The 19870-nt window shown below is 64.7% G+C and carries 22 protein-coding genes; 6 read left to right on the forward strand and 16 right to left on the reverse strand.

The features are described 5' to 3' along the window. Positions 1-13: 13 nt before the first annotated feature. From AC4D2F_RS04525 to AC4D2F_RS04535, 3 genes are all read right to left on the reverse strand, one after another. Positions 14-712: a TetR/AcrR family transcriptional regulator gene (locus AC4D2F_RS04525; RefSeq protein ID WP_490909647.1), complete on the reverse strand. Its 699-nt coding sequence runs from the start codon at positions 710-712 to the stop codon at positions 14-16. A gap of 395 nt (positions 713-1107) precedes the next feature. Continuing rightward, complete coding sequence (locus AC4D2F_RS04530; protein ID WP_490909648.1) at positions 1108-1419, reverse strand: DUF6958 family protein; 312 nt, start codon at positions 1417-1419, stop codon at positions 1108-1110. A gap of 73 nt (positions 1420-1492) precedes the next feature. After that, positions 1493-1960: an SRPBCC family protein gene (locus tag AC4D2F_RS04535; RefSeq protein WP_490909649.1), complete on the reverse strand. Its 468-nt coding sequence runs from the start codon at positions 1958-1960 to the stop codon at positions 1493-1495. A gap of 51 nt (positions 1961-2011) precedes the next feature. Between AC4D2F_RS04535 and AC4D2F_RS04540 the strand changes: the two genes are divergently transcribed. Beyond that, positions 2012-2443, forward strand: a complete 432-nt coding sequence (locus AC4D2F_RS04540; protein ID WP_490909650.1) for a MarR family winged helix-turn-helix transcriptional regulator — start codon at positions 2012-2014, stop codon at positions 2441-2443. A 33-nt stretch (positions 2444-2476) separates the two neighbouring features. Here AC4D2F_RS04540 and AC4D2F_RS04545 read toward each other — a convergent pair whose 3' ends face one another. Then, positions 2477-2995, reverse strand: coding sequence for a hypothetical protein (locus AC4D2F_RS04545; protein WP_490909651.1), 519 nt, complete (start codon positions 2993-2995; stop codon positions 2477-2479). A gap of 124 nt (positions 2996-3119) precedes the next feature. Beyond that, positions 3120-3548 carry a hypothetical protein gene (locus AC4D2F_RS04550; protein WP_490909652.1) on the reverse strand — a complete coding sequence of 143 codons (429 nt, stop codon included), beginning with the start codon at positions 3546-3548 and terminating at the stop codon, positions 3120-3122. Positions 3549-3998: 450 nt separating this feature from the next. On the opposite strand from AC4D2F_RS04550, the gene AC4D2F_RS04555 reads away from it, so the two are divergent. Genes AC4D2F_RS04555 through AC4D2F_RS04565 form a run of 3 tightly spaced genes read left to right on the forward strand, consistent with a single transcriptional unit; the run spans position 3999 to position 6053 of the window. After that, on the forward strand, positions 3999-4658 hold the full coding sequence (locus tag AC4D2F_RS04555) for a hypothetical protein (protein ID WP_490909653.1): 660 nt from the start codon (positions 3999-4001) through the stop codon (positions 4656-4658). A gap of 43 nt (positions 4659-4701) precedes the next feature. Continuing rightward, positions 4702-5274, forward strand: coding sequence for a TetR/AcrR family transcriptional regulator (locus AC4D2F_RS04560; protein WP_490909654.1), 573 nt, complete (start codon positions 4702-4704; stop codon positions 5272-5274). Next, positions 5271-6053, forward strand: coding sequence for a family 16 glycosylhydrolase (locus tag AC4D2F_RS04565; RefSeq protein WP_490909655.1), 783 nt, complete (start codon positions 5271-5273; stop codon positions 6051-6053). Before AC4D2F_RS04560 ends, AC4D2F_RS04565 begins: the two co-directional genes overlap by 4 nt. Positions 6054-6248: 195 nt before the next feature. Here the strand turns inward: AC4D2F_RS04565 and AC4D2F_RS04570 are convergent, their stop codons facing one another. The 5 genes from AC4D2F_RS04570 to AC4D2F_RS04590 form a co-directional block, all read right to left on the reverse strand. After that, complete coding sequence (locus tag AC4D2F_RS04570) at positions 6249-7085, reverse strand: alpha/beta fold hydrolase (protein ID WP_490909656.1); 837 nt, start codon at positions 7083-7085, stop codon at positions 6249-6251. A gap of 662 nt (positions 7086-7747) precedes the next feature. Then, a complete protein-coding gene (locus tag AC4D2F_RS04575) occupies positions 7748-8584 on the reverse strand; it encodes a hypothetical protein (protein ID WP_490909657.1) in 837 nt (278 codons plus the stop codon). A 537-nt stretch (positions 8585-9121) separates the two neighbouring features. Beyond that, positions 9122-9376, reverse strand: coding sequence for a hypothetical protein (locus AC4D2F_RS04580; protein ID WP_104165728.1), 255 nt, complete (start codon positions 9374-9376; stop codon positions 9122-9124). A 224-nt stretch (positions 9377-9600) separates the two neighbouring features. Beyond that, positions 9601-10062: a DUF1801 domain-containing protein gene (locus AC4D2F_RS04585; protein ID WP_490909658.1), complete on the reverse strand. Its 462-nt coding sequence runs from the start codon at positions 10060-10062 to the stop codon at positions 9601-9603. A 157-nt stretch (positions 10063-10219) separates the two neighbouring features. Further along, the gene (locus AC4D2F_RS04590; protein WP_490909659.1) at positions 10220-11560 is read right to left on the reverse strand and encodes an APC family permease; all 1341 of its coding nucleotides are present in this window, start codon (positions 11558-11560) and stop codon (positions 10220-10222) included. 47 nt (positions 11561-11607) lie between these two features. Here AC4D2F_RS04590 and AC4D2F_RS04595 point away from each other — a divergent pair, with 47 nt between their 5' ends. Next, positions 11608-11733, forward strand: a complete 126-nt coding sequence (locus AC4D2F_RS04595) for a hypothetical protein (RefSeq protein WP_490909660.1) — start codon at positions 11608-11610, stop codon at positions 11731-11733. A gap of 332 nt (positions 11734-12065) precedes the next feature. Here the strand turns inward: AC4D2F_RS04595 and AC4D2F_RS04600 are convergent, their stop codons facing one another. The 6 genes from AC4D2F_RS04600 to AC4D2F_RS04625 form a co-directional block, all read right to left on the reverse strand. Beyond that, positions 12066-12770: a response regulator gene (locus tag AC4D2F_RS04600; protein ID WP_490909661.1), complete on the reverse strand. Its 705-nt coding sequence runs from the start codon at positions 12768-12770 to the stop codon at positions 12066-12068. Positions 12771-12927: 157 nt separating this feature from the next. Further along, positions 12928-14574: an MFS transporter gene (locus tag AC4D2F_RS04605; protein WP_490909662.1), complete on the reverse strand. Its 1647-nt coding sequence runs from the start codon at positions 14572-14574 to the stop codon at positions 12928-12930. Further along, positions 14568-14810, reverse strand: a complete 243-nt coding sequence (locus tag AC4D2F_RS04610; RefSeq protein WP_490909663.1) for a hypothetical protein — start codon at positions 14808-14810, stop codon at positions 14568-14570. The genes AC4D2F_RS04605 and AC4D2F_RS04610 overlap by 7 nt, the downstream gene beginning before the upstream one ends. A gap of 595 nt (positions 14811-15405) precedes the next feature. Further along, positions 15406-16323 (reverse strand): YsnF/AvaK domain-containing protein, encoded by a 918-nt coding sequence (locus AC4D2F_RS04615; protein WP_490909664.1) that lies wholly within the window; start codon positions 16321-16323, stop codon positions 15406-15408. Positions 16324-16471: 148 nt separating this feature from the next. After that, positions 16472-17095 carry a hypothetical protein gene (locus AC4D2F_RS04620; protein ID WP_490909665.1) on the reverse strand — a complete coding sequence of 208 codons (624 nt, stop codon included), beginning with the start codon at positions 17093-17095 and terminating at the stop codon, positions 16472-16474. Positions 17096-17522: 427 nt separating this feature from the next. After that, entirely contained in the window at positions 17523-18743 is a 1221-nt protein-coding gene (locus tag AC4D2F_RS04625) for a beta-ketoacyl-[acyl-carrier-protein] synthase family protein (RefSeq protein ID WP_490909666.1), read from the reverse strand. Positions 18744-19018: 275 nt separating this feature from the next. Between AC4D2F_RS04625 and AC4D2F_RS04630 the strand changes: the two genes are divergently transcribed. Beyond that, positions 19019-19810 carry a ZIP family metal transporter gene (locus AC4D2F_RS04630; protein ID WP_490909667.1) on the forward strand — a complete coding sequence of 264 codons (792 nt, stop codon included), beginning with the start codon at positions 19019-19021 and terminating at the stop codon, positions 19808-19810. The last annotated feature ends 60 nt before the right edge of the window (positions 19811-19870 follow it).

Consider the following 19870-nt stretch of genomic DNA (forward strand, 5'->3'; position numbering starts at 1 on the left):
GAAGTGGATGGAGTCAGGACCGGCGGGGGCGCGGCGGGTCCGGGTCCTGATTGGGGTCGTTCTCCCCTTTGTCGGAGCGAGGTCCACTCGTCCTCGTCAGTGCCTCGCGCGCGGCGACAAGCATCCGATCGTCGGAGTAGAGGCCGTGCGTGTAGAGATCGAGAATCGGGATCGTCGATCGACGGATGCCTTCCTCGCTCAGTTGGTCGAGGCCGAGACCCCGCGTGACCTGCCGGCGCATCACCAGTGGGGCCAAGCCGTGCAGCGTGAGGTACAGCGCGAGGATGTCGCGGTCTTCGGGCTCCCGCATGATGCCTGCGGCGATTTGCTCGTCCAGCATCCGGGACGTACCGGTGAGCAGCGCGTCGAAAAGCTCATCCGCGGCGGTTGTTCCCGAGGACAGCATGCGGGCGAGGTAATCGATGAGCGGATGAAACCGATCAACATCGGCTAGCCAGCGAGCAATTGCCGAGGTCGCGTCTCGGGTCAGTTCGTCCTTCCGGCCGACGAACTCCTCCACCACGTAGCGGTCGCACGCCTGACGCAGTCCATCCTTTGAGCCGAAGTGATGCAGCACGAGCCCAGGGCTGACATCCGCCGCAGCGGCAATCGCACGAACAGTTGTTGTGCCGAAACCGTCGCGCCCGAAGAGAGCCACCGCAGCGTCACGTATCCGCGCGCGGGTGCTCAGATCTTCGGATGCTGAACGCATGTTTAATATGCTAGACGCCCGTTCAGTTCACCACTACACCCTGGAACGAATTCTTGTCGTCCTCCTACAACGGGCCACTCCGTTCCTGAACGACCATCCGCGCAGAGATATTCGAAGTCACGTGTGCCCGACGTGGTTTCGATCGACGTCGTCTGCTCCGGCCGTCGAGTGGTTCGGGAGATCACTTTCGGGTACATCTCGCCGAAGCGCATGCGGACTTACCAGGTGAGGCCGTTTGAAGTCACTGTTGATCGGAGGGTTCGTGGAATCGGCCGACGAGACCGGCGGCATCGGAGACGACTTCCCCGACCACTCTCCAGTCAGGACCCGCCGGCGGCGTGAACGGTAAGGATCCCTGCACGGCACGATCCGCGCTTTCTCCGGATCATGAATGCTTACGTGTCGCCGAGCTTTGCAGGTGTTCTTCGGACGCGTTGGGGTGAGCTCTTGGGGACGCGCTCGACGAGTCCGCGGGCTTCGAGGTCGACTTTGGTGTAGCGGACGTAGTTGGCGAGCCGTCCGTTGGGGAAAGCCGGATGGGACCCGAGTCTGGTTTGCCCTTCGTTGACGATGACCTGCAGCGGCACGGTGCCGTCGTCGGCGGCGAAGGCGTCGATCGTGGTCAGGATGACATCGACGAGCAGCTCGTACTGCTCGAGCGCGATGGTCCATCCGTCCAGGCCATCAGGCCGGGTCGCGTTGAACATCTGCACCCGCCCGCGTTTCCGGGCACGTTCATCTTCAGCCCATGCCCGTGGAGCAACGGCCGCCGAGTGTGGGTCAGCGGACATGCGGCGCCTCTACGAGGTCCTTGAGTTGCTGCAAGTCCTTCACGTGCAGCGGCCGGATCGAGCGGCGCAGCCACCTGTTCGCCAGGGGTTTCAGGATGCGCGGCACGGGAGGATCGACATCGAAGGCAAGCGCCACTCGGGTCCGGGTCGGTGTCGCGGAATCGATATGGAAGTCGACGTTCGGGCTCACCCAGCGACCGCGGGGGCCCCTATTGCGCATCGTATTCCGGATCACACCGGCGTCAGCGGAAACCAGGGTCTGGCGACCCTGTTCGACGCCCTTCTGGTCGGCGAAGACGATCTGGGAGCCGGGACTCGTCCCGTCACCGTCGACCCGGCAGGTGAACCCGGTGGCTTCGGGCCACGCCGACCATTGCATCAGGGTGTGCTGATCACGAACGGCCTGATACACGACGTCCCTGGGTGCTTCGATCGTGATGGTCTCGGTCCACTTCATGAGATGCCTCTGAAAATAGTCAAACGATTTGACTGTAATATACTCGAGCTAATGGACTTTGACACTCAGCATCCTTTGCTTCTGGCGTGCAGGGCGCTCGGAGCGGCATTCGACGCTCATGACGCACTCGTGGCCCAGCGATTGGGGGTATCGCGGACCGAACTTCGGCTCCTCAACCGGTTGGAAGGAGGGTCGACCTCGCAGGTCGACCTCGCGCACCACCTGCACGTCACCCGCGCGGCGGTGACCACGATCGTTGATCGACTGGCTGCTGCAGGTTTGGTCGCCCGCGAGCCGTCACCGACGGATCGCAGGGTGAAACTGGTGACACTGACGCCGAAGGTCTGGCAGATACTGGGCCGGCACTATCGCCCTGCCGCCCAACGTGTCCTCGCGCTTACCGAAACGATGTCAGCCATCGACGCAGATCGTCTTACAGGCCACATCAAATCGATCACAGCTGCCCTCGGCTCCGGCTCCTGAGTAGATACATGCCGTCCGCCGGAGGATCCTCGCTCAGTGGATGGCGAGTTCAATAGCGAGTACTGCCAGTCCGAGCGCCGCCATGATGGCAAGGACCAGGATCTTGAGCCATGGCCTCACGCGCAGACGACGCACGGCGACCAGCGTGACCACGATCAGCGTGGCGACGAGCGCTACCGCTATCAGCCGGAGTGCGGGTGCCAGTTCGAGCACGCCAAAGGCGCTGAGCCCGAGGATCGCCATCGGTGCCAGAAGCACTCCCAGGGACCCGAAGCTGACATAGGTGAGGTGGGCGAGTTCGGCCCGGGATGGCAGGGAACTCTCCCGCACCATGTGCGCGGTTACATCTGCGACGAACACCGCCAGCAGCGTGCCCACGACGGTGAGCAGCAGCGTCAACGCGGCGCCGCCTACTGTGGCGTGTTCGGAGTCGCGTTCGAAGGCGATCGTCACGGCCAGGGTGGTGAACGTGACGTACACACGCTCCTTCAGAACCTCAGAGCGTTGCTGCGCGTCCGCGCCGGGAGGTCCGCTGAAGAGGACTGGAGCCACGTTCTGCTCCTAGAGTCGCTGCACCACAATCCGTGGTGTCTCACCTATGGGGAGGAAGTGCATCTGCCTGCGGGCCGCGATGCCGGCGGCAATACCGTCGGCATCGAGGTGCTGCCCGCCAGCATCACCTTCCCGCCGATGCCTTGCTATCGGCGTCCTTTCGAGCCAACGCCGCGTCGAGGACCCTGTACTCGGCTTCTTCTACCGCCCAATAGGCATACGCGATCGCGAATCTCGCGTCGTCCTCGGCGTCCTCTGCTGTTCGCTGCGCGGCCTTGACGTCGTGCTCTGCCTTCTTTGATCCGATGTCGCGACGGATCGACGCGATGTCATCGTCCCAGCTCTTCTGCACGTCGCTCCACCACGCGGCGACCCTTCCCTGGTTCGCTTCGGCGGTCTCGCGCAGCCGGTCCGTGCCCTTCTGCAGCGAGTTCCGTGCGCTCTGGACGTCCTGCTGCAACTTCGCGTGCGCATCCTGCTCGGCGGCGGCAAAACGGTCTTCAGCCTCTTTGGCTCTGGCCGCGAGCCTGCTCAGATCATCGGAGAGGGGCATGAGGATTTCCTTTCTCACTGTGGTGACTCCGATTGTGCGGTGACGGGAGATCGTTGTCTCCGGGGCAGCGGCGCCCGTCCGAGAAAGCGAGTCCCACCGTCCTCCTACACTCACCCTTGGGCCTGTGCACGTTCAGGGCCGAAAGTCCTTCGAATCAGGTGTGCGCACTGAATCGTCAACGGGAGGCGCATCAACAGCACGCCCGGTTGACCGGCGAAGTGCAGTGGGCCGCCCTGCGGAGCGCCTCCCGACGGCGCGATGTCCATCGATCCTGAACATCAAAAGAGGGTGATCACGCCGCGGCCGTTGCTCAGGATGCGGAACAGACACGATGCTGCCCCTGGGACGTCCTGTGACGGGAGGTTTTCGAGGTTGTCTCTTGTCTGGTGTGGTCTACCAAGCAATAATTCAACCAACATGTTGGTGGACGAATCGGAAAGGAGGTGAGTGATGACGCACCGGCTGGCAGCCGCTATCGTCGCCGCGTCGCAAAGGTGGTGGGTGATTGCTGTGACCGCCGCCGCGACGGCGGCCTCCCTGATCGTGCTGCAGGGTGTGGGTGCCCGGGTTGATCAACTCGTCGGGTATCCGCCGTTCGACCTGCAGACGCCTCTGGGTGTCGAGTCGATCCTCGTACAGGCTCCGCTGTACGACGGGCCCGCACGGCAGGCCTACCTCTTGTTCCTTCTGGTCGACACGGTTTTCCCCCTGGCGGCTTCCTTGCTCCTCTGCCTCGTTCTGGCGCGGTCGCTGACGGTGTTGCAGCGGCTGCGGGGGCTCCCGTCGGTCACCAGGGTGGTGCTCATCCCGCTGGTCGGGGCGCTGTTCGACTGGACGGAGAACGTCTTTTTCGCCCTGGCGATCTGGAACCCGGAAGGCCTCGGGTCATGGGCCCTGATCGGGGTGGGAGTGAAAGCGGCGAAGGTCGCGCTGAGCGTCGTTCTCCTCTCCGGCCTGGTACTCGGCTTCGCGGTCCTCATGCTGACCTGGTCGACCGTGGCGCACCTGCGGACAAGCAGACCGGTGACCCGAACGCAGCGGATCGATCAACCTCCCGCCAGTGCATCTTCCCGTCCATCTCCGGGTTCCGACCCCGCGGCGGGAGCCTGAGATGGCACGGCCGACAAGCCTCAACAGTCCCTCCCGCGCGAAGTTGCTCACCGAGGCGGAGAAGTTGTTCGCTGCCCGCGGATTCTCATCGGTCAAGCTGCGGGACATCGCGGAGGCCTCGGGCCTGCATCACGCCTCGATCTACTACTACTTCCCGGGCGGCAAGGAACAGATCTATGTCGACGTGATGACAGCCAGCTTCCACGAACATCGCCGCGGACTCGAGGAAGCCGTCGCGACTGCTCCTTCCGGAGTCCGGGGCCCGCTCTACGCCGTGGCGGATTGGTTCACCTCCCACCCCCCGGTCGATGTGGCGAGGATGGCGTTGGCCGATTTCCCTGCCCTCCCTCCAGCCGCGGCGGACGAGCTCGCTGCGCTGGCGTACGACTCGCTGCGAGAACCTATCTCGACCGCACTCGCGGCGGCGCGGGATGCGCAATCCGAGACGCTGTCGATCACGGACCTGAATCAGGCAGCGATGGCCCTGGTAGCCCTCGTGCAAAGCGTCCACTCCGTGCCGGCCCGGTACCTGCAATCCCCCGAAGCGAAAACGGAGCTCGGCCGCGGTTTCGTGGATATGCTTCTGGACGGCTGGATACGGAGGGAACAGAAGTGACTCCCGAAGAGCTGCCGTCGCCGCCGAACCGGACTCCAGACCTCGACGACAACTTCTCGGACGGACTGTCCACGCGGTGGTGGGTCCCGCACTATCTGCCGCATTGGACGACGCCGGACCGATCCGAAGCCCGCTACCGCGTCACTCCGGAGGGTGTCGAGCTCAGGATCGAAGCCGATCAACGCGACTGGCGGCCCGAGGACGCGCCTCTGCGCGTCTCGAACCTCCAGACCGGCACCTATTCGGGTCCGGTCGGATCTCCGAACGGAACACACCGCCATCGCGATGACGAACTCCACGTTCGAACCCAGACCCCACAGCGACTGCTGTTCGCGCCCTCCAGCGGGCGCATCGACGTAACCGTCACGGCCAGCCGAGACGAGGGCTGCATGCTGGCGGCGTGGCTGGTCGGCACCGAGCATCTCTCTGCCGAGCATTCTGGAGAGATCTGCATATTCGAGATCGACGCTGAGACGATCGGCGAGACCACCATTGCTCGTTCCGGTATCAAGGCGCACCACGACTCCCGATTGGTCACGGACATCGCCGAGGTCGCCGTCCCCCTCGACGCCGCCGAGCCCCACACGTGGACCGTGATCTGGGGCAACAACGAAACGATCATCGGCTGTGAAGGCCGCGTTGTGCGGCGCCTGACCCAAGCGCCGACCTACCCGCTGCTCCTCATGATCGACCTCTTCGAAATCGGGCCCGCCTCAGGCCGCTACCCCAAGGCAGCAACCATCCACCACGTCCAGGCGTGGAACTTCAGCCGCACGTAGCTGCCTTCAGCACCATGGCCCGGTCAGTCGATGCGATCCACGACCCGCGCATGCACCTCCTCAACGGGACGTCCGTCCCCGCCAAGGAGGCACCTCATCCGCTGATGGGTTCTGCGACTACTGCAAACTTGCCCTAAGCCCTTGTGAGCGTCGCGCAACTTCCTCGGGCACAGCGGATACCTCGCTGGGTATGGCTTAGTGGTGTGCGGCGCTTCGGACCATCTCCGCGATGAGTGCGGGCTGCTCGAGGCTAGGCAGGTGTGCCACGTCAGGGAGGACGCGTCCTGCCCCCTGTCCAATGCGGCGTGCGGTCTCCTTGTAGAACGGCACGTCGCAGGGCGGATCGAGGTCACCCCAGGTGCACAGCACCGGCACGGTCACCTCGCCGAGTCGGGTCCAGGCATCGACACCGGCACTGCCGGCAGAATCGGGTGCAGCGGCCGCCAGGATCTTCCGGTTCATCGCCTCGAAGAGGGCACGGACATCTCCTGCGACGCGGCCTTCCGCGGCTCCTGGGCCGTCCAACCACAGGTGGGCAAGCGCCCGAATCCTGTCGTCGTCTGCCACGGTCGGGTTGTCTGCACGTGCCATGAGCGGGGCGGAGGAGTCGTCCGGTTCCCAGTCGAACGGGGTGTCCTCGTCGGTCATTCCTGATACCGCAGCGCCGATCAGCACGACTTCGCTGACGCGATCAGGATGCAGCAGCGCCATATCCAGCGCGACTGCCCCGCCCATCGAGTTGCCGACGAGAAGGGCCCGGTCCAGGGCGAGTTCGTCCATGACGTGAAGCAGGTCGTCCACGTGTGTGAATGACGATGAGTCCGCCGCTGCCGGGGTGTCTCCGTAGCCGCGTCTGTCATAGGCGATGAGATCGAGACCGTCGCCCTGCAGCGCGTCCGCCACCGTGGTCCAGGATCGCCGGTCGGCGACACCAGCGTGCAGGAGGACAACCGCAGGTCCCGGTGCTGACCACCGCGTCACAGCCAGCTGACTGCCATCCGAGGCCGTGACCATGAGTTGCTGAGCATTCATGGACCTGAACCTACTTCAAACACAAGACCATCCACAGAGTTCTTCGTCCTGACGGGGTGCCCACCAGCCGATCGGGAGCGCCACCACGATGCCGCGGATGGTTCCGGTGTCATGGCGGCCTACCCTGATCGATCAGGGAGGGATGAAGAAGTAGCCGACCGCTCACCGCATTGATGAGACGAAGCGCGATGACCGCTGACCGCGTATTCTTCGGCATGCGGACCACGGGGTACGACGGAAAGGCACCGGCCGGTAACGGATGCGTTTGCGCGCACCAATGCGTCGGCGTCGCCACATCCGATGAGAGCACCCAGGCCTACGTCGGTGGTTCGCGACCATACAAGTCCGGGAGCATCGAATCATCGCCGTTCGCACCGTCGTTCTGCCCGGCGGGCTGGTCAGCACCATGACCGGGACACCGTTGGAGTTGAACCGGGCGAGCATGTCGCCAAGCCCGTCCGTGCGAGCCTCGGTGACCGCAGCCACGTCCTCCGTCGGCTCGAGCGTCAGCAGGAGCATCCCGCCGTCCTGCCGTAACTGCTCCGCGGCGGACTCGATCAGGTCAGGATCTCTTCCTCGTCGAAGGAGAAGTCCGACAACGTGACGGCCGCTGCGGGCCGCTCACCGAGTTTCGCGGCGAAGCCGGCTCGGACGACATCGCGTCACGAACCGATCGGTGAGTTCGTCCCGTCCGCGCTGTCCATGACGTAAACGACCTCGGAAGGATCGGGCCATTCCGTCAGGAGACTTTCGACGAACTCGACGGTCTCCTGGTCGGACGCTTCTGCAGTCAGGTGATCCAACCGGCCGGCGGAAAGCTGCAGGAGGACCTGATGCGGCGCACCTTCCGGTCCGACGAATTGAGCGCGCACCGGGAAGACCTGGTCATGGGGCACTGCGCGCGGCACGTCGGCTGGGACTTCGAAGTACACGGTCGAGGTGAATTCGTCGGCCCAGTGGACCTCGTGCGCGACGGCCAGCTGCGCGCGGAGCTCGCGAACTCCCGCTGTTTCGGTCGCATCGAGCATGCCTTCGATGAGGCCTCGAATGCGCGGGTCCAGCGACCTCACCTGCTCAGGTTCATCGTCCAGCATCGCCATGAACTGCTCCCTCCTGGCTGCAGCACGGTCACCGAGGAAACCAGCGAAGGTGAATGCTGCGGTGCCTGCTGCCATCCACCGGCGCGGGTGCCGCGTGCCGGCCCGCCGAAGTTTTTCCTCGAGACGGGCATCGATCACATCTCCGACATCGGCAAAGCGAAGGGCGGCGGCTGCTGCCGCAAGCCCCGCAAGTGCCCGCAACAGTGATCGCCTGCCACCGACCGTGACGCCGATGTACAGGCCGGTGACAGCAGCGGTCGCGACGTGGACAACGCGGCGCTGCTGGTCGTCCAGCTTGGATGGATCGATGAGGGTAAGACCCCCCATGATCGCCGTCGATGTGATGCCGAAAACCGGTGACGCCGGATCGGCCAATAGGTGCTGCTTCGCATGAGTCACGAGTGGTCCTCCATCGATGAGATGATCCTTGTCTACCACGGAAGAACGAGACCGCTGTGGTGTTGATCGGCCCACGCACGCCTAAGTGTTGGCAGAGCCATCGGGCCAAGCGGGGTTCTCGGTGCAGACGGCGGGGTGGAGCTTGTTGCAGCCTGCCTGCGCTGCGCGCTGTTCCACCCGGGCGCAGAGCGCTGCCGGGACCGGCGCCTCACAGGAAGCCTCCAACGGAACTGTTCAATGCATGAAGCCACTGCTGTCTCTGTCGCGGTCGTACTTCCCGCAGTGCCCGCAACGCCTGTAACGACTGCCGTCGTCGGTAGATTCGATGTGCCAGAGATGGCGCAGATTCAGTGTGCACAACACGTTTTGAAGCATGACCCTTCCTCTCGAGAGCACAATCGGCACGTACGCTACCTGAGCAGACCTCATGGGGATGACGGGCAGGGCGTGACGGCCGACCAATGATCACGCAGCCGGCCGTCAAAGCGACCTGCAAGCCACGGCTGGGCCCGGCGATGACGCCCGGTCTCGTAGGGGCTAGGGAGATACCACATCGTCGTCGAAGACGGCCCTGGGCCGTTGCGGCAGATCGTCGATCAACTCGTTCAGCGCAAGGGCTACGAGGTTACGGTCCCCCACCGGAAGCGGATAGACGCCGTTGAGATAGGCATCGAGCTCGAAGGCCCGGACGTTGCCCCCGATGCTGAAGTAGTGCAGCCAGAGCTCCTGCACGGTCAGTTCCGCGGCGTCGGCGGCGAACCGTGCGCTGCGCTGTTGAGCCTGTGCGGTCATAGCGAGACCTGCTTACACGTGCGACCGGAAACGGAACGTGCCCGTGCTCCTTGAAACACCACTGAAGAACCGGAATATCTCCAGATGGACACTCAGTACCTCAAGTTTAGGCCTGGGCGGGAGGCGCCGGGAAAATACCAAGAACCCTGCCTCTACGAGCAGCTCCGGATGATCAGCACTCACGCCAGACCACTCCTGAGAAGTAGGACCGGTGCGCCGACGGTTCAGCGCACCGCGTTCTTGACGAGGGCAATGATCGCCATCTCGGCCTCGTCGGTCAGCTCGTTCACTGCGTAGGAAGTGGGCCAGAGTCCGGAGTCATCGTCGAGGCGGGCCTCGGTCGAGAAGCCGAAGGTCGAGTACCGTTCGCTGTCGGTGTGCCCACTCCTGAAGAAACACACCACTTTCCCCTTGCGCGCGTAAGCGGGCTGACCGTACCAGAGCTTCGGTGACAGCTCGGGGGCATGGGTGGTGACGATGGCGTGGATGCGCTCCGCTGCGGCGCGGTCGGGCATCTCCATCCCAGCGATCTTCGACAACACCTCCAGTTCCTCGGCAGCTGCTTTACCACCGCGTGTTCGGCTTGCTTCTTTCTTGAGTTCGGCGGCACGCTCTGTCATGGCAGTCCGCTCCTCCTCCGAGAAACCACCCGAGTTGGTGCTGCTCTTGCTGGTATCCGCACTCATCAGTGTCACTTCCTTCTCGTGGCTGTCTGTACTTCCGACGCCGGCGGGTTGACGTTGCGGGCTGCTGTCCGGCGCTTGGGAACCCGAGCCCGGGCCTTTTGGTTCATGGTTCGGTGCCCCGAGTAGGTCTGATCGGTTCCAGCAGCGGGGCTGGTGGTCAGCTGGCGCGGGCGCGGTCTTCGCGTTTGCGTCCGGCGCGCGCGGCGAGGAACAGCAGGGACCCGACGATGATGTAGGCGACGGCGCCGAGCCAGACGATCCCGGTCTGCTGCGTGAGGAGTGCGATGCTGGCGATGATCGCGAGTACCGGCACGACCCGCGGGGCTGTGAAGTGGTCGTGGTCGACCTTGTCCTTCTTGAGGACGAGGACACTGACGTTGGCCGAGAGGAACACCAGGAGCAGTAACAGCACGGTCGTCTCGGCCAGTGTCGAGAGGTTTCCGGTGAGGGTCAGTGCGATGGTCAACGCGGCGACGACGACGATCGAGACCCATGGGGTGCGGCGTCCCGGCAGCACACGACCGAATGCGCGCGGGAGGAGTTCTGCTTCTGCCAGTCCGTAGCCGACGCGGCTGGCCATGACCATGAACAGCAGCGCACCGTTCGCGATGGCGATCAGGGCGATCAGGCTGAACAGTCCGAGCGGAATCCCCACCCCGCTGGCGGCGACGACGTCGAGCAGCGGGCCGGTGGATTCGGCGAGGTCGGCCGGGGGCAGGACGATGACCGCGCCGAGGGCGATGAGGAGATAGACGACGGCCGCGGTGCCGATGGCGCCGAAGAGGGCGCGAGGATAAGCCCTGGAGGGGTTACGGACCTCCTCAGCCATGTTGGCGGCTGCCTCGAAGCCGAGGAAGGAGAAGAACGCGACGATCGATGCGGCGAACGCGCCCTGGAGCGGTGGTACGTCCGGCGCGAACTCGAGCAGCCGGGATGGTTCACCGTTACCGCTGGCGAGCACGATGGCGGCAACGACGATGACGAGCACGAGGCCGGTCACCTCAATGATCGACGCGATGAGGTTCGCGGTGAGGGACTCCCGGACGCCGCGAAGATTGATCAAGGTCAACAGGATGATGAACACCACCGCTGCGGGAGCGGCCGGCACATCGATGAGCGCTGTCAGGTAGTCGCCGGCGAAGGCATTCGCGAGGGCAGCGGCCGTGGTGATGCCCGAGGCCATCATGAGGAAGCCCACGAGGAAAGACAGATAGGGAATGCCGAAGGCCCGGTCGACGTAGCGTGCGGCTCCTCCCGCGTGCGGGTACTTTGTGATGAGTTCCGCGTATGTCCCGGCAGTGAGCAGTGCTACGACCAGTGCGATAAGCAGCGGTATCCAGATCGCACCCCCGATGTCAGCCGCCATGGTGCCCACCAGGGTGTAGATGCCGGCACCGAGGGTGTCTCCCACGATGAACGCGAACAGCAGCGGGGCTCCGATCGCCCGCTTCAATCCACTTGGTGCACCTGATGTAGTCGTGCCGGGCTCGTTGGTCATCGCACTATTGGAGTCCGATTTCCCGCCCAACGCAACCGACTCGATGAATGCAGGACTCCGCGGACCTGCGATCCAGTTCGCTCGACGCCGGTGCTGCACGGCTCAAGATCCTCTTGCGGACAATCTTCACCATGGCCGCAGCACTGCCCACCGCCCGGATCACCTCGACCTAGCAGGAACTCACCGGTCCCGAATGGCTCGACCTCGACTTCGATCTCGAAGGCCAAGCGCACCACCCATTGGATGCAGCGCACCTGGACTCCCGGACGCATCCAATGCAGAACGACCACACCCGACCTCAATGTCACAGGCCCCGACCACGACAGATGTGTGGCGTCGGAATGTACTCGACCAAGTGGCGTTGCGACGTGCCCGACGCAACATGTCCAACCCCTTCATGCGTCCTTTTCGCACGCGTCTCCGATCGGAACTCTGCAGTGCACCCTGTCGATCCCGGGGGCGCTCGGTCCAGGACCGAGGTCGTGCTCGCTGTGCCCCTGCGTAGCTAGCTGGGCAAGGGCTCGACCGATGTGGAAATGTAGACGGCAGCCTGGGTCCGCCGCTGGAAGCCCAGTTTCGCCAGGATCGAGGACACATGGTTCTTGATGGTTTTCTCGGCCAGGAACAGTTCGCCGGCGATTTCCCGGTTGGACAGCCCCTTCCCGATCAGGGTCAGGATCTTCCTTTCCTGCGTCGTCAGGCGGGCGAGGCGGGCATCTTCCTCCGGTGGATCGTTCAGCCCGGCAATGATGCGCTCCTTCATGCCGGGCTCGAACAGGGACTCACCCGCGGCGGCCCGGAGGACTTTCCCGACCAGATCCGAGCCGAGAATCTCCTTCAGGATGTACCCCGCGGCACCGGCGAGTATCGCCCCGCGCACGGCCTGGCGATCGTCGTAACTGGTCAGAATGACGCAGGAGAGGGAAGGGTTGATGGAGCGCACATTCCGGCATACCTCGATCCCCGTTCCATCCGGGAGCCTCACATCCAGGATCGAGACGTCCGGTGACAGGGCCGGGATCCGGCGCGTGGCTTCCTCGGCGGAACCGGTCTCCCCGACAATCACACACCCCTCGGTCTCCAACAGTTCTCGCAGCCCCCGCCGCACCAGTTCGTGGTCATCGAGGAGGAATACCGTGACGTCCTTCACCTGCTGAGCCTTATCGCCTGCATCCGGGCCCCCTTTCACGCCATCCAACTGGCTCTTCATGAATTCGTGATGACACCAAATGTCAGCTTCATCCCCTGCCAGCCGCGCCTGCTAGGGCCATACGTCCCTGAAAGGACGGATTGATTCCAACGATCATCGCCGCCTTCGACGGCTTCTTCGTGGGACTGATGACGGCTCATTGGTCGCCGTGGGAAATCTAGCGGGACTCCGCGGGTTCCGTGGGCTCCGCACGGTGTGGGGTTTCGTCCGGTGCTCCGACGGCCTCTTCGGGGAGCCGTCCGGTGAGGAACAGGGCGGCGGTCGCCAGCAGTGCGGCCAGAGCCAGTGCCACCCGCAGTGCTTCCAGCCGCGAGTCCGAGTTGACCGCCATGATGGCATCAGCGGCTTCCGGGTCGATGTCGGCGTTGTCCAGCGCTTCCTGGAGCTGCGTATCGGAGATGAACGGGATACCACTGGCCAGCTGGACCGATGCTTCCTCCTGCACCGAACTCGGAACCGCGGGATTATTCTGGATGCCGGCCATGAACGAGGTACTCAGGGTCGCGATGAGTACCGACCCGATCAGCGCGGTACCCAGGGAGGCCCCGAGGTTGGTGGCCGTATTCTGCAGCCCGCCGACCTCCGCGCTCTGGGAGTCCGGGACCGCCGAAACCGTGATGGCGCCCAGCTGCGACGACAGCGCCCCCAATCCGAAGCCCATCAGCAGCATCGGGATTGCGACGATGCCGGCATCCGCCCCTGGATCCATACCTCCCACGAGGATGAGAATGCCGACGATCATCAACATCAGACCCAGGCGGATGACACGGCGCGGGTTCGCACGGGGCCACACCTTCGGGATTCCTGCCGCGGCCAGAATCAGCGCCACGGACAGCGGGAAAATCCGGATCCCGGTCTCCAGAGCGCTCAGTTCCAACACCACCGACAGGAACAGCGGAATGGTGAAGAACACGCCGGCCTGCACGAGGAATTGAGCGAAGAATATACTGAGCCCCCCGGTGAGGCGCTCGTTCCGGAACAGTCCGGGGTCGATCAGCGGCTCGCCGCCCACTGCGGCAAGATGCGTTGTTCTCCGCAGGAACACATAAAGGACGAGCAGCCCGCCGATCATCAGCCACACCACAGGGGACAGACCCAGAACCGTCGGCGCGCCGGGCTTCGACTGCACCCATCCCCACTCACCCGAACGCAGCACGGCATAGACAACCATGGCCAGTCCCACGATCGACAATGCGGATCCTACGAAATCGAGCCGGACCTTGGCCGCAGGGACGTCCTCGACCCTGCGCAGAACCAGCAGGATCGCCAGGACGATGATCACCTCGCCGACGAAAACATAGCGCCACGATGCGAACGTGGTCACGGCGCCACCGATGAGAGGACCTGCGGCGACCGCCATGGCCCCTGCAGCGGCCACCAGTCCGTATGCCCCGGCTCGGCGTTCCGGCGGGAAGTTGGCCGCGACGAGCGACACGATCGCGGGCATGATCAATGCAGCCCCTATACCCTCCAGAAGGGACCAGCCGACGAGCAGCACTCCCAGGTTCGGCGCAAGCGCCGTCGTCAGTGAACCTGCGGCATAGATGATCAGACCCAGCGCGAAAGCACGCCGACGGCCCATGATGGTCCCCACCTTGCCGCCGGTGATCATCAGCGACGCCATGACCAGGGTGTACAGGGTGATAGCGGTTTGGATGCCGGTGATCGTCGTCCCAAGGTCCGCGGCCACCGTGGCCATCGAGACGTTCATCACGGAACTGTCGAGAGTCATCAGGAACTGGCCGGACGCCAGGACGGCCAGAACAAGCCCGGAGCCGGCCCGTGACTTCTGCACACTCAACACGTGGCCTCCGCCTGCAGATCACTGACCGTGGCCTGGACGTCGGCGGCTTCATCCCGCAGGGAGGCGATCGCCTGACTCAGGGTGGCATCGTCGGGAACAGCCTCGACGGCTCGAACCAACTCATCCTTGGCCGTCCGCACAGCGCCCACCTGGTCCTCCGCGACGTCCTGACTCGCTTCGATCAGGTCGTCGTAGGTTGTCACGACCTCATCCCGCGCCGCATCGAGCTGTTCCACGGTGACACCCGGCGTGAGTGTTTGTTTGAAAGCTGTCAGGGCCGCAGCAAAGTCGCTCGCTGCCGTGCACACCTCCGAGACGTTCTCCGGCGCCCTACTGCTGGCGCTTGTGCTGGGGATCGAGGTGCCGGGGGTCGACGTGCCGGGGGTCGACGTGTCACAGCCCGTGAGCACTGCGACAGCTACCCCGAGTGCGACGACTCCAGCAAGGCCCGGGCCTGATCTCGACATCGGAGGCTCCTTTGGAAATGCTTTCCCGGGACCGTCTCAGCCAGGCTGAAGACCCCGTTTTCTCAGCGTTACGGGCGGTCCGACAGGCGGCCGCAGTCACATCCTGTGTGCCGGTGCCGAGCGGCGCGTCACCCACCCGGGGTGACCCCACTCGGGCGCTGGGCTTGAAGACCTGTCCTGGCAGTTCGGCGGGGCGGCCGTGAGGTTCGTACCGCAGGGCCGATATGGGACTATCGAAATGCCCGCCGCGACGCCCGTCAGCATCGGTCCTACGGTGGAACTCCTGGACAATGAGGAGGGGCGCTGCCTAGGCAGCGCCCCTCCGTGTAGCTGGTGGTGCCGGCGGATCTACCCGCCGTTGAAACTACGGTGTGCGACGGCCTGTGCCGTCGGTGGTGTCGCCGACGTCGGTGCCGTCGGCGTCGAGGATCTCGATCTTTTCCTTGCGGACCTCTTCGGTGACGGTTTCCTGGGCGGTGACGGTTTCCTTGTCGAGGCGGACGCGCTCGACCGGAACGGCTTCCTTCTCGACCACGGGGCGCTCGGCGTGGAGGACGACTTCGTGTTCCTCTTCGCTGATCGACGGGCCGTCGAGGGCGTCACCCCGGTTGGCGTCGGTGATGGGCTCACGCTCGATGCGAACCTCTTCGTGCGTGACGGGAACAGTCTTGGTGACGTTCTCCGTGACGACGTACTTGCGCAGACGGGCACGGCCGGCTTCGCGGCGCTCGGTACCTATGTGGAGCTGCTCTTCCGAGCGGGTCATCGCGTCATCGGTGGTGGGGCCGGAGGTGTCATGACCCACCGTGGTGCCCGAGCGGTCGTGACGCTCGTCGCCGGCCTGGTACCCCGCCTCGTAGCCGGCAGTCCCTCTCGTGGTGCCGGCGGTGGTGCGGGTGGTGTCGCTGTCGAGGAAGTCGCCGCCGGACGTGCCCGTGGTCCCGGCAGGCGTACCGGTGGTGTGTCCGGAGAGGCCGTAGTGACGGTAGAGGCGGTCCTCTTCTTCGGGGCTGAGGTCTCCGTCGGACTCGATGCGGGGCGCGTCCTTGACCTGATCCTTCGTGTACCCGATGGTCACATCGTTGCCGTTGACGTTCGCTCCCTGCAGGGGCGCGAAGGACTCCGAGGTGCCGAACAGGCCGGTCTTGACGGTGACCCAGCTCGGGTCCTGCGTCTGGTCATCCAGGTACACCTGGCCCACCGATCCGATCTTGGATCCGTGGGAGTCCAGGACGTGGCCGCGGCCGGAGAGGATGGTGTCGATGTCGTTCTGCGTGATCATGAGATCTCCTTCCGGAGGAACCGGGAGTGATACCCGGCGTCCTCCGATCTACGTGAGGCAATGACTGATGTGGAACCGGACCCGTGTGGGGCCGGTCGATGTCGCTGGTCCTGCTGATGTGTTGCTGGGGCGGTGCCGGAGGCCGGTGTTAGTGGGTGATACCGGTCTGGTGGTCGATGCCGACCTGGTCGACCTTGCGGTGGAAGCGCATGCCGGCCTTTCCGCCGAGAATGGCCCCGATCAGGGGGACCAGGACGGCGATCGCGAGGGCGATGAGGCCGCTGGCGGTGAGCAGGCTGCCGTCGACGGGGATCTGCGGCGCGCCGCCGATGCTCGAGAGGACGTTGAACTGGTCGCCGGCGATGGCGGCGAGGATCGCGACGATGATCGCGATGATGATGCCCCATACCCACACGGCGACGCCCTGCTTCACACCGTCGAAGCGGGCCATGCGCCCGGCGACGTACCCGCCGCAGTAGTAGGCGACGAACAGGATGATCGCGAGGACGATCCCGCTGACGATGCCGAGGGTCTCCGCGTTCTGCGTAGCCTGGTTCGCGGCGTCCGAGGCGCCGCTGGTGTTCGCGGCCCCTACACCTGCACCGACTGCGGTGGCGAGCGCGCTGAGCAGGACGGTCAGTCCGATGGCGGTGAGCCAGCCGAAGAACGCCGAGCCCCACTTGATGCCGCCGAAGCGTTCCTTCTCCGCAGCGACGACGTCGTTCCTGCGGCTCCTGGGGGTACTCGCCCCGGAAGTGTTGTTCTCTGCCATGTCAGATCTTCTTTCGTCTCAGTCATACACGTGCCGCTTCGTGGGAACCTTCTCCGAACTGCGCCTCCGACATAGCGTCGGAGGGTCCGAAGTGGAAGGCCGCGGCAGCGCGCGGTTGATTGTTCGCCCGCCTTCAGGCGTTGAAAGAGCCTCGTCATAACTCCTTCGCAGAGGCATGCCTCCACGTACACAACCTAAGCATACTGATAGTAAGGCTGCTTTGCTTCACAGGCTGAGCAACCTACTGGGGCCTTGACATCTGCATGCATCACCATCGCTGCGGCTGCTGCTGCTACGCGCCGAAGGTCGATCAGGCCCTCGAGCTGTGGCTCGGACCGGAGCCGTATCTGCGTACTCTTCTTCGTGCCGCAGCTGCGTGCTGGAGCGACTAAAGGGCGGCGGGACACCGCCCTCCAGGAGGAGTCCGTCAGGCAGCGGTGATGATGAGGGCGGCGCTGTGGCCGCCGAATCCGAAGGCGTTGGTGATGGCAGCTTTCGAGGCGGCACATCCCGTCGTCGTATTGATGATGTTCAGATGGATCTTCGGGTCGGGATTCTCGTAGTTGAGCGTGCCGGGAAGCTGTCCTGTCCGAAGGGCCTCGATGGCCACGATGGCGCCGAGCGTTCCGGCTCCTCCCAGCAGGTGACCGGTCATGGACTTGGTCGAGGTGACAGGCACATCATTGCCGACCACCGCAGTGATCGCACCGGCTTCGAGCAGGTCACCGATGGGGGTGGACGTGGCGTGCGCGTGGACGAAGTCGACATCCGACCCGGTCAGCCCTGCCATCGCAAGAGCTTTTTGCATGACCCGGTGTTGGATGGCTTGATCCGCGGCCACAATATCCCCTGCATCAGAGGTGACGGCGGCCCCTGCGATCCGCCCCAGGATCTCGGCTCCCCGCGCCCGGGCGAAGTCCTCCCGCTCGAGGACGACGACGCCGGCACCCTCGGCGATCACGAACCCGTTCCGGTCCCGATCGAAAGGCCGCGAAGCACCCGCCGGATCCCCTTCACTCGTGGACAGAGCCCGGAGCTGGGCGAAACCGCTGATCGCCAATTCGTTCACGCAGGCATCCACTCCCCCGGCCACGACGACGTCGACCGCCCCCGACATGATCATCTCGACGCCCTGGGCAATCGCTTCGGCCCCGGAGGCACAGGCACTCACCGGCGTCCGGGCGCCTCCCTGCGCGCCGATATCGATGGACACCCACGCCGACGGACCATTGGCCATGATCTGCGTCAACGTATGCGGAGACACTCGACGCGAGCCCTGGGCATCCAAGGTCCGGACCTGGGACAACACCGTACCCAGACCTCCGTAACCGGACCCGATGACCACGGCGAGCCTGTCCGGCTCGACGGCCGGCTTGCCGGCCTGGTGCCATGCCTCCCTTGATGCGACCAGTGCGAAATGCCCACACCGATCCATCCGCCGATATTCCCTGGTGGAGAGCGATGCCGCGGGATCGGCGGCAACAAGACCGGCAACCCGTACCGGCAGCTCCTGCGCCCATGGCTGGTCCAGGACCGCGATGCCGGACCGACCCTCGATGAGGCTGTCCCAGGTTCGGGCGACCGTCTCTCCGACAGGAGTCATGGCCCCCATCCCTGTCACCACCACCCCGAGTGCATTCGCGACCATCAACCCGTCCTTCCACTGATCCGATAAAGGTGTCCCATTCGCCCGCGACACTGCCCGTCAGCGGCTGGGACTCATCCCAGTACCTCACGAATACCTCCGCAATCCCATTGAACAGCCGCCTGAGGAACAGGATGCGTATCGGAGCTGGAGCAGTTCGTGGTGGGCGAATCCGATGAGGCCGTCCTTGGAGCAGCTGACCGAGCACCTGACCGAGCACCCGATGCAACTGTCGCCGCACTCCTCCACCCCGTGGCACGGATTCCTATACTGGGCCCATGATGATGTCGCTGCTGTTCGGTGTGGTGGCTTCCAGTGCGCTGATCATCGGAGCAGTGATCGGGGTCCGGTTCGATCTGCCCAAACGGGTGCTGGCAATCCTTCTGTCCTTCGCGGCGGGGTCTCTCATCACCGCGCTGGCGTTCGAGCTGTTCGAGGACGCCTTCGAACAGGGCGGGATCTGGCGGGCAGCGCTTGGCCTACTCGCGGGCGCCCTGGTCTTCACCGTTCTCAGCGCACTCCTCGACCGGTGGGCCCAGGCCGGTCCCGAACCGGAGGCCGCAGACGACTATCAGGGCAGCGCCAAACTGGACACCGACGCCGCGGCGACTGGGGAGACATCCTCCAAGGCATCGACGCGCGGCGCAGCAGGTCTCGCTCTTCTGGCCGCTGTCACACTCGACGGCGTGCCCGAGAATGTGGCGCTGGGCGTCGCCCTCGGCGGAGGAACCGGCGGACTGGCTCTGCTGGCCGCGATCTTCGTGTCCAACCTCCCCGAAGCTCTCGTAGGAGCATCATCCATGCGCGCCCAGGGCAGGTCGACGGGACGCATCCTCGGACTGTGGGGCGCCTGCGCGGTGTTGCTGGTCCTGGCCGTCGTGATCGGCGCCGGCCCCCTGTCCGGGGCAGACCCGGAAGCCATTTCCCTGCCCCTGGCCTTCGCCGCCGGCGCTGTGATCGCATCTCTGGCCGACACCCTCATGCCCGAAGCCTACGAGCACGGCGGACCCGCAGTTGCCATGAGCACCGCCGCCGGCTTCGTCCTCTCCTTCGTCCTCTCCCTCATCTGACCGCCGGCAGAGATCGCTCGAGATCGACTCCCGCAACGGCGCAGACCATCCCTCTCGGCA

The sequence above is a fragment of the Arthrobacter sp. TJ-263 genome, assembly GCF_058269155.1.